Source organism: Acrocarpospora catenulata (assembly GCF_018476525.1).
Classification (GTDB): Bacteria; Actinomycetota; Actinomycetes; order Streptosporangiales; family Streptosporangiaceae; genus Acrocarpospora; species Acrocarpospora catenulata.
On the sequence record NZ_JAHCST010000044.1, the window covers coordinates 69,575 to 78,914 of the forward strand.

The following is a 9,340-nucleotide window of genomic DNA, read 5'->3' on the forward strand; positions in this document are numbered from 1 at the left end:
GTTTCGTGCCTTGCCGGTGATACGTGGACATGCTTTTTCGCAGGTACTGCCGGTGTCATGACCTGCTGGTTTTCCCTCTCCGCCGACCCACGCGGTCGGGCGTGTCGCGTTTAATTCGCACCACACCCGCACCGGGATTGCGCCGGGATTGGAGAGAGCCGCGCGCGGCCTGCGCGCACGCGCGTAGACCCATGAACTCATGGGCACGGAGGAAAAGACTACCCAGCCGCACGCAACACGTCAAAACGCCCGCATGTGTGGGTCGTCGGGATCCCTCGCCCGGGGTCCCCGGCCCACCTTTCCAGTGCAGGCCGAATTGAGTCCGCAGACAGTCTACTCCCACCAGAGGCATGCCCTGGCCCGTTTACGCGAAGAGCCGCCGCGCCTTCCGACGCGACGGCTCTTCGTCAGTTGCCTGTCACCTGCCGTACTGACCGAAGTCGTACTCCTCCAGCGGGACGGCCTCGCCGCTGCCCGAGCCGAAGGTGTAGTCCGACGCCGAGCCGTCGTAGCCGCCGACCGTGTACATCGCGGCCTTGGCCTCCTCGGTGGGCTCCACCCGGACGTTGCGGTACTGGGGCATGCCCGTACCGGCCGGGATGAGCTTACCGATGATGACGTTCTCCTTCAGGCCCAGGAGCGAGTCCGACTTGGCGTGGATGGCCGCGTCGGTGAGCACCCGGGTGGTCTCCTGGAAGGAGGCCGCCGACAGCCAGGACTCGGTGGCCAGCGAGGCCTTGGTGATGCCCATCAGGACCGGACGGCCGGAGGCGGGGGTGCCGCCCTCGGCCACGACCTCGCGGTTGAGGCGCTCGAACTTCGGCCGCTCCACCAGCTCGCCGGGGAGCATGTCGGCGTCGCCGGACTCCAGCACGTTCACCCGCTTGAGCATCTGCCGGACGATGACCTCGATGTGCTTGTCGTGGATGGACACACCCTGCGACCGGTAGACCTGCTGGACCTCCTCCACCAGGTGCAGCTGCACCGCACGCGGACCGAGGATGCGCAGCACCTCGTTGGGGTTGCGGGCACCGGCGATCAGCTGAGTGCCGACATCGATGTGCTGCCCCTCCGAGACGGTCAGCCGGGACCGCATGGAGACCGGGTAGGCCACCTCGTCCGAGCCGTCGTCCGGGATGACCACGACCTTGCGGGTCTTGTCCGTCTCGTCGATCCTGATCCGGCCGGTGACCTCGCTGATCGGGGCCACACCCTTGGGGATGCGGGCCTCGAAGAGCTCCTGCACACGCGGCAGACCGTGGGTGATGTCGGCGCCCGCCACACCACCGGTGTGGAAGGTCCGCATGGTCAGCTGGGTGCCGGGCTCACCGATGGACTGGGCGGCGATGATGCCCACCGCCTCGCCGACGTCCACCAGCTTGCCGGTGGCCAGCGACCGGCCGTAGCAGGTCGCGCAGACCCCGATCTTGGCCTCGCAGACCAGCGTGCTCCGCGTCCTGACGGTCCCGATCCCGGCCGCGACCAGGGCGGTCACCACCGCGTCGTTGATGTCGGTGCCCGCCGTGGCGACCAGCTTGCCGTCCACCTCGACGTCCTCGGCCAGGATCCGGCCGTGGATGTTGCTCTCCGCGTTCTCCGCCTTGACCAGGTTGCCCGCCGCGTCCCGCTCGGCGGTGTGCAGCGGGACCGCGCGGTCGGTGCCGCAGTCGATCTCGCGGACGATGACGTCCTGCGCCACGTCCACCAGACGCCGGGTCAGGTAGCCCGAGTCGGCGGTCCGCAGCGCGGTGTCCGCCAGACCCTTCCGCTGGCCGTGGGTGGAGATGAAGTACTCCAGCACCGACAGACCCTCACGGAAGGAGGACTTGATCGGCCGGGGGATCGTCTCACCCTTGGTGTTGGAGACCAGGCCGCGGATACCGGCGATCTGGCGCACCTGCATCAGGTTTCCACGGGCGCCGGACTGGACCATCATCCAGATCGGGTTCGTCTTGGCGAACGCGTTCTGCATGTCCTCGGTCACGTCGCTGGTGGCGTGCGTCCAGATCTCGATGAGCTCCTGACGGCGCTCCTCGTCGGTGATCAGACCGCGGTCGTACTCCCGCTGCACCTTGTCGGCCCGCTTCTCGTACGACTCCATGATCGCCGCCTTGTTCGGCGGGGCGATGACGTCGTCGATGGAGATGGTGACCCCGGCCCGGGTGGCCCAGTGGAAGCCCGCGTCCTTCAACGCGTCCAGCGCGTTGGCCACCTCGACCTTGGGGTAGGTCTCGGCCAGCTCGTTGACGATCGCGGACAGCTGCTTCTTGCCCACCTGGTAGTTCACGAACGGGTAGTTCGCCGGCAGCGTCTGGTTGAACAGGCACCGGCCGAGCGTGGTCTCCAGCCGCAGCGGGTCGCCGGCCTCCCAGCCCTCGGGCGCCTCCCAGCCGCGCGGCGGGGCGACGTCCTTGAGCCGGACGTGCACCTTGGCCTGCAGGTCCAGCTCCCGGCGGTCGTAGGCCATCAGGGCCTCGGCCACCGAGGAGAACACCCGGCCCTCGCCGCCCGCCTCTTCGGCCATGGTGGTCAGCGAGTAGAGCCCGATGACCATGTCCTGGGTGGGCATCGTCACCGGCTTGCCGTCGGCCGGCTTGAGGATGTTGTTGGTGGACAGCATCAGGATCCGGGCCTCGGCCTGGGCCTCCGCCGACAGCGGCAGGTGCACGGCCATCTGGTCGCCGTCGAAGTCCGCGTTGAACGCGGTGCAGACCAGCGGGTGGATCTGGATGGCCTTGCCCTCGACCAGCTGCGGCTCGAAGGCCTGGATGCCCAGGCGGTGCAGCGTGGGCGCCCGGTTGAGCAGCACCGGGTGCTCGGTGATGACCTCTTCCAGCACGTCCCACACGACCGGGCGGGCCCGCTCCACCATGCGCTTGGCGGACTTGATGTTCTGCGCGTGGTTGAGGTCCACCAGCCGCTTCATCACGAACGGCTTGAACAGCTCCAGCGCCATCTGCTTGGGCAGGCCGCACTGGTGCAGCTTGAGCTGCGGGCCGACCACGATGACCGAACGGCCGGAGTAGTCGACACGCTTGCCCAGCAGGTTCTGCCGGAACCGGCCCTGCTTGCCCTTCAGCATGTCGCTGAGGGACTTCAGCGGGCGGTTGCCGGGCCCGGTGACCGGGCGGCCGCGGCGGCCGTTGTCGAACAGCGCGTCCACGGCCTCCTGCAGCATGCGCTTCTCGTTGTTCACGATGATCTCGGGCGCGCCGAGGTCGAGCAGTCGCTTGAGGCGGTTGTTCCGGTTGATGACCCGGCGGTACAGGTCGTTCAGGTCCGAGGTCGCGAACCGGCCACCGTCCAGCTGCACCATCGGGCGCAGGTCCGGCGGGATGACCGGGATGCAGTCCAGGACCATGCCGGCCGGGGAGTTGCGGGTGTTCAGGAAGGCCGCGACGACCTTCAGCCGCTTCAGCGCGCGGGCCTTCTTCTGGCCCTTGCCGCTGCGGATGGTCTCCCGCAGGTTCTCGGCCTCCTGGTCCAGGTCGAAGCTCTGCAGCCGCTCCTGGATGGCCTGCGCGCCCATGCCGCCCTTGAAGTAGCGGCCGAACCGGTCACGCATCTCCCGGTAGAGCATCTCGTCACCCTCAAGGTCCTGGACCTTGAGGTTCTTGAAACGGCTCCACACCTCGTCCAGCCGGTCCAGCTCGCGCTGGGCCCGGTCCCGGAGCTGGCGCATCTCGCGGTCGGCGCCCTCGCGCACCTTACGGCGCTGGTCGCCCTTGGCCCCGGCGGCCTCCAGCTCGGCCAGGTCGGCTTCGAGCTTCTTCTGCCTGGCCTCGATGTCGGCGTCCCGCCGCTGCTCGACGTGCTGCCGCTCGACCGAGATCTTCGCCTCCAGGGAGGGCAGGTCCCGGTCGCGCGTCTCCGCGTCCACATGGGTGATCATGTACGCCGCGAAGTAGATGACCTTCTCCAGGTCCTTGGGCGCCAGGTCGAGCAGGTAGCCCAGCCGGGACGGCACACCCTTGAAGTACCAGATGTGGGTCACGGGGGCGGCCAGCTCGATGTGGCCCATGCGCTCACGCCGCACCTTGGCGCGGGTCACCTCGACGCCGCAGCGCTCACAGATGATGCCCTTGAAGCGCACCCGCTTGTACTTGCCGCAGTAGCACTCCCAGTCCCGGGTCGGGCCGAAGATCTTCTCGCAGAAGAGGCCGTCCTTCTCGGGCTTGAGGGTCCGGTAGTTGATCGTCTCCGGCTTCTTGACCTCACCGTGCGACCACTGACGGATGTCGTCGGCGGTGGCCAGGCCGATCCTGAGCTCGTCGAAGAAGTTGACGTCCAGCATGTGCTATCTCCCCCTCAGACTTCTTCCACACTGCTCGGCTCGCGCCGGGACAGATCGATACCGAGTTCCTCCGCGGCGCGGAAGACGTCCTCGTCGGTGTCCCGCATCTCGATGGACATGCCGTCGCTGGAGAGCACCTCGACGTTCAGGCAGAGCGACTGCATTTCCTTGATCAGAACCTTGAAGGACTCCGGGATACCCGGCTCGGGGATGTTCTCGCCCTTGACGATGGCCTCGTAGACCTTGACCCGGCCGAGCACGTCGTCGGACTTGATGGTGAGCAGTTCCTGCAGCGCGTAGGCGGCGCCGTAGGCCTCCAGGGCCCACACCTCCATCTCGCCGAAGCGCTGGCCGCCGAACTGCGCCTTACCACCCAGCGGCTGCTGGGTGATCATCGAGTACGGACCGGTCGACCGGGCGTGGATCTTGTCGTCGACCAGGTGGAGCAGCTTCAGGATGTAGATGTAGCCGACCGAGATCGGGTGCGGGAACGGTTCGCCGGAGCGGCCGTCGAACAGCTTCGCCTTGCCGTTCTCGCCGACCATGCGGGAGCCGTCCCTGTTCTTCATGGTGTTGCTCAGCAGGCCGACGATCTCCTCCTCGTGGGCGCCGTCGAACACCGGCGTGGCCACCTTGGTGAACGGGTTCACCTCGGCCAGGCCCTTCTCCCTGAGGCGTTCGGCCCAGGCCTCCTCGATCCCGGACACGTCCCACCCTCGGGCGGCGATCCAGCCGAGATGGGTCTCCAGCACCTGGCCGACGTTCATTCGGCCGGGCACGCCCAGCGGGTTGAGCACGATGTCGACCGGGGTGCCGTCCTCCAGGAACGGCATGTCCTCGACCGGCAGGATCTTGGAGATGACGCCCTTGTTGCCGTGGCGGCCGGCCAGCTTGTCGCCGTCGGTGATCTTGCGCTTCTGCGCCACGTACACCCGGACCAGCTCGTTGACCCCGGGGGGCAGTTCGTCGCCCTCCTCGCGGCTGAACACGCGGACGCCGATGACCTTGCCGGACTCGCCGTGCGGCACCTTCAGCGAGGTGTCGCGGACCTCGCGCGCCTTCTCACCGAAGATCGCGCGGAGCAGCCGCTCCTCGGGGGTCAGCTCGGTCTCACCCTTGGGGGTGACCTTGCCGACCAGGATGTCGCCGGTGACGACCTCGGCGCCGATCCGGATGATGCCCCGCTCGTCCAGGTCGGCCAGGACCTCCTCGGAGACGTTCGGGATGTCCCGAGTGATCTCCTCCGGGCCGAGCTTGGTGTCCCGGGCGTCGACCTCGTGCTCCTCGATGTGGATCGAGGAGAGCACGTCGTCCTGGACCAGGCGCTGGGAGAGGATGATCGCGTCCTCGTAGTTGTGGCCCTCCCACGGCATGAACGCCACGAGCAGGTTCTTGCCCAGCGCCATCTCACCGGAGTCGGTGCACGGCCCGTCGGCGATCACCTGGTTGGCCTCGACCCGGTCGCCCTCCGCCACGATGGGCTTCTGGTTGAAACAGGTGCCCTGGTTGGAGCGCTTGAACTTGGCCACCCGGTACGTCGTGCGGGTGCCGTCGTCGTTCATGACGGTGATGTAGTCGGCCGAGACCTCCTCCACCACGCCCGCCTTGTCGGCGTTGATCACGTCGCCGGCGTCGGTGGCCGCGCGGTACTCCATGCCGGTGCCGACCAGCGGGGCCTCGCTCTTCAGCAGGGGCACCGACTGGCGCTGCATGTTGGAGCCCATCAGCGCGCGGTTGGCGTCGTCGTGCTCCAGGAACGGGATCATGGCGGTCGCCACCGACACCATCTGGCGCGGCGAGACGTCCATGTAGTCGACCTCGCCCGGGTGCACGGCCTCGAACTCGCCGCCCTTGCGGCGGGCCAGCACGCGCTCCTCGGCGAAGGTGCCGTCGGTGTGCAGCCGGGTGTTGGCCTGGGCCACCACGTGCCGGTCCTCCTGGTCGGCGGTGAGGTAGTCGACCTGGTCGGACACCTTCCCGTCGACGACCTTCCGGTACGGGGTCTCCACGAACCCGAAGGAGTTGATCCGGCCGAAGGAGGCCAGCGAGCCGATCAGACCGATGTTCGGGCCTTCCGGCGTCTCGATCGGGCACATCCGGCCGTAGTGGGACGGGTGCACGTCACGGACCTCGAAGCCGGCCCGCTCCCGGGACAGACCGCCGGGGCCCAGGGCCGACAGGCGGCGCTTGTGGGTCAGGCCGGCCAGCGGGTTGGTCTGGTCCATGAACTGCGACAGCTGCGAGGTGCCGAAGAACTCCTTGATCGACGCCACCACGGGGCGGATGTTGATCAGAGTCTGCGGCGTGATGGCCTCGACGTCCTGGGTGGTCATGCGCTCGCGGACCACGCGCTCCATCCGGGCCAGGCCGAGCCGGACCTGGTTCTGGATGAGCTCCCCGACGGTACGCAGACGCCGGTTGCCGAAGTGGTCGATGTCGTCGGTCTCGATGATCACCGAACCGTCCGGCCCCATCGTCTCCTCGCCGGCGTGCAGCCGCACGATGTACTCGATGGTGGCGACGATGTCCTCGTCGGTCAGCGTGCCCTGGGTGATGTCGGAATCCACCCCGAGCTTCTTATTGATCTTGTATCGGCCGACCTTGGCCAGGTCGTACCGCTTGGGGTTGAAGTACAGGTTCTCCAGCAGGGTCTGCGCGGACTCCTTGGTCGGCGGCTCGCCCGGGCGGAGCTTCCGGTAGATGTCGAGCAGCGCGTCGTCCTGGCCGGAGGTGTGGTCCTTCTCCAGGGTGGCGCGCATCGACTCGTACTGACCGAACCGCTCGAGAATCTGCTCGCTGGTCCAGCCGAGCGCCTTCAGCAGGACCGTGACGGCCTGCTTGCGCTTGCGGTCGATGCGGACGCCGACGCTGTCACGCTTGTCGATCTCGAACTCGAGCCAGGCGCCGCGGGACGGGATCACCCGGCAGCCGAACAGGTCCTTGTCGGAGGTCTTGTCGACCGAGCGGTCGAAGTAGACCCCGGGGGACCGGACCAGCTGGGACACCACGACACGCTCGGTGCCGTTGATGATGAAGGTGCCCTTGGAGGTCATGAGCGGGAAGTCGCCCATGAACACGGTCTGGCTCTTGATCTCACCGGTGGTGTTGTTGATGAACTCCGCGGTCACGAACATCGGCGCGGAGTAGGTCATGTCCTTGTCCTTGCACTCGTCCACCGAGTACTTGGGCGGCTCGAACCGGTGATCCCGGAACGAGAGGGACATGGTGCCGGAGAAGTCCTCAATGGGACTGATCTCCTCGAAGATCTCTTCCAGGCCCGACTGAGCCGGAACGTCCTTCCGTCCGGCCAGCCTGGCCGCCTCGACCCGGCCCTTCCACTTCTCGTTGCCAAGCAACCAGTCGAAGGACTCGGTCTGCAGAGCTAGAAGATCAGGAACTTCGAGCGGTTCCTGAATACGTGCGAAAGACACGGTACGGGGACCGGCGGGTACGGCGGAGGCGTTGCGCGAGGCTGCCAACAGATGTCCTTCCGAGGGCTCGCGGACTGACTACACGCACGCCAGACGACCATGCAGCAAGGTTACTGAGAGAAGCGGTCGTCAAAGGGCAGCGCAAAGGGGCAGTGTAGCCGATGGGCATACACCTGTCCACTCCGCTCTCGCTCTGCGCTCCACGTTGCTGGCAGCATCACCCGTCCGGGCCGAAACGTCAAGCCCGAGGCCCGACATTTCGGCTAACCAATGGCCACCACGCTGGGTTTTTCCCCACCGCGAGACCTACGAAAGCCGCCGGACCCTTTCGATACCCTGGACCGGGTGCAGCTAACGCTCTGTCACGCGGAGGACCGAACGTTGACCAACGGTTGACCTCTGTCGCGCTGTTGGCATCCCCAGAACCAAGAGGGCCAAACCTGGTCTTGACTAACAATTGAATAACGCGGCTCACCGGATGGGCGTGTTGCCCAACAGCGTGGAAAGGTCGGCGACCAGCCAGCGGTTACCCACCGGCACCATGACCAGGCGCGCCCGGTTCTGGGCGACCTCCTGACGTGCACCTTTCCCCCCGGTCTCGGGGGAGGTGGTGGTCATGTTCAGGAAGACCAGCACGCGGACCTCCTCCGGGGTGGCCGACTCGACCGCGATGTCGTCGACCTCGGCCTGCTGCACCTTCCGGAGCTTCTTCGCCTCCGGCACCAGGGTGCCCGCCAGCCGCCGGTACTGCTCCGCCAGCGCCCCCGTGGCGTGGCCCCTGGCCCGCGCCAGGTCCTCCTCCACCGAGCGGTAGTCGTAGGAGAGCATGTCCGCCGCGTACGCTCTGGCCGCCTCCCCGCCCTCCCTGGCGGCCCGTTCGGCGGCCTGGAGGCGGCCGAGGTCCGTGTAGAGCCATCCGGCCGCCACGGCGGCGGCCAGGGCCAGCAGGGCCAGCAGGGCGGTCAGCCGCAGGCGCAGGAACCGCAGCCGGGTCAGCGGGGAGCTCACTGGACCAGCTCCGCCTTGGACACCAGCCACTTGCCGGACACCTTGGCCAGGGTCATCCGCCAGCGGTAGAAGCGCTCCTCCGGGGGGTCGTCCCGGTCCGCCCAGCTGATCACCGCGTCCGCCACCACCAGCGCCTCCGCGCTCGTCCTGGCCGGGTTCATGGACGTGAGGCCGGTGGCCCGGAGCACCCCCGTCTGGAGCACCTTGTTCCGCACCGTGGCGTCCTTCAGCGTGGCCTGGTAGTCCTCCCTGGCCTCGCCGGTGGAGGTGGCCAGGATGCGGCCGAGGGTGGAGTCGATGGTGCGGTGGTCCACCGAGACCAGGTTGACCGCGAGGGTGGCGGCGGCCTGGGTGGCGGCCTGCCGGTCGGCGACCTCCTCCAGCGCGGCGGCCCGCCCCGTCCAGGCCCACCCCGCCACGCCGGACAGGGCCAGCGCCACTGCGGCCAACCCCAGGTTCACCCGCAGCGGCGCCCTCCGTACGTCCCGTGCCACCGGCGCCTCCGTGTCTATGGGCGAGCCTCCGGCTCGCCGGCCCGGCCGCTTCGCAGCCGGTGTCTTCCCTCTCTCCGGTCGCTGCGCTCCCTCCGTTCAGTCCAGACACCCGC

At 67.8% G+C, this 9,340-nt stretch carries 4 protein-coding genes; all 4 read right to left on the bottom strand.

Going from position 1 to position 9,340, the window contains the following annotated elements; all coding sequences use genetic code 11:
- Positions 1-418: 418 nt before the first annotated feature.
- Positions 419-4,294 carry a DNA-directed RNA polymerase subunit beta' gene (locus KIP79_RS32645; protein ID WP_214108803.1) on the bottom strand — a complete coding sequence of 1,292 codons (3,876 nt, stop codon included), beginning with the start codon at positions 4,292-4,294 and terminating at the stop codon, positions 419-421.
- Positions 4,295-4,308: 14 nt separating this feature from the next.
- Positions 4,309-7,773, bottom strand: a complete 3,465-nt coding sequence (gene rpoB, locus KIP79_RS32650; RefSeq protein ID WP_214108804.1) for a DNA-directed RNA polymerase subunit beta — start codon at positions 7,771-7,773, stop codon at positions 4,309-4,311.
- A gap of 423 nt (positions 7,774-8,196) precedes the next feature.
- Positions 8,197-8,733, bottom strand: a complete 537-nt coding sequence (locus KIP79_RS32655) for an Rv1363c family protein (protein ID WP_214108805.1) — start codon at positions 8,731-8,733, stop codon at positions 8,197-8,199.
- Entirely contained in the window at positions 8,730-9,227 is a 498-nt protein-coding gene (locus KIP79_RS32660; RefSeq protein ID WP_308170006.1) for an Rv1363c family protein, read from the bottom strand. Before KIP79_RS32660 ends, KIP79_RS32655 begins: the two co-directional genes overlap by 4 nt.
- Positions 9,228-9,340 lie beyond the last annotated feature (113 nt).

Bases quoted from the DNA above. Each gene is read 5' to 3' on its own strand.
- KIP79_RS32645 (WP_214108803.1), bottom strand. From the start codon at position 4,294: ATGCTGGACGTCAACTTCTTCGACGAGCTCAGGATCGGCCTGGCCACC.